The sequence below is a fragment of the Nonomuraea sp. H19 genome (assembly GCF_052068215.1).
GTDB lineage: Bacteria > Actinomycetota > Actinomycetes > Streptosporangiales > Streptosporangiaceae > Nonomuraea.
Window position 1 is genome coordinate 1 of record NZ_JBQHCV010000139.1, and the last position, 815, is coordinate 815.

General features: G+C 69.1%; 1 protein-coding gene. It reads left to right on the forward strand.

The genetic code is table 11. The annotated features are described in order from the left end of the window. Positions 1-815: alpha/beta fold hydrolase (locus ACTMTI_RS56945; protein ID WP_441129421.1), on the forward strand; the 815-nt coding region annotated here is incomplete at both ends.

Consider the following 815-nt stretch of genomic DNA (forward strand, 5'->3'; position numbering starts at 1 on the left):
TTCCGCTCGCCGTACCTGGCCCAGGTCGGCTCGCGCTACGCCGACACCCCGATCGCCCGCTTCCACTACGTCCAGGCCGGATCCGGCACGCCGGTGATCCTGCTCTCGCCCGGCGGCACCTCGGTCATCGGCTGGAAGGATCAACTCGACGTGCTGGCCCGCGACCACACCGTGTACGTGGTCGACCTTCCCGGCCAGGGCTACACCCAGCTGAAGGACTCCGGCTTCGCCTTCCACCTGGATGCCATGGTCTCCGCCGTCAGCGCGTTCATGGACGGCCTCGGCGTACGGCAGGCCGCCCTGGCGGGCAACTCCTGGAGCGGTGGCTGGGCCCTGGCCTTCGCCCAGCGCCACCCCGACCGCGTCACCAAGCTCGCCCTGCTGGACGCCACCGGACTGGACCTGCCGGGCACCCTGATGTGGGAATCCCTGAAGATCCCCGTCATCGGCGAGCTGGCCGTCAAGCTGTCCACCGGCAAGTCCACCGTCCGCAGCCTTGCCGAGGGCATGATGGTCAACAAGCAGCGCCTCACCGGGCAACTGCTGGACGAGTGGTGGGCGCCGATGACCTTCCATGACAACATCCGCGCCACCTACCTGCTCGAACGCCGTCTGGACTGGGCGCAGACCGAACGCGCCCTCCCCGCCACCAAGACCCAGACCCTGGTGCTGTGGGGCAAGCAGGACACCATCCAGCCCGTCGAACGCGCCCACCGCTTCGCCGAACTGCTCCCGAACGAACAGCTCGTCATCCTGGACGGCTGCGGCCACGCCCCCCAGCTGGACTGCCCAGACCCGGTCAACCGCCACCTCCA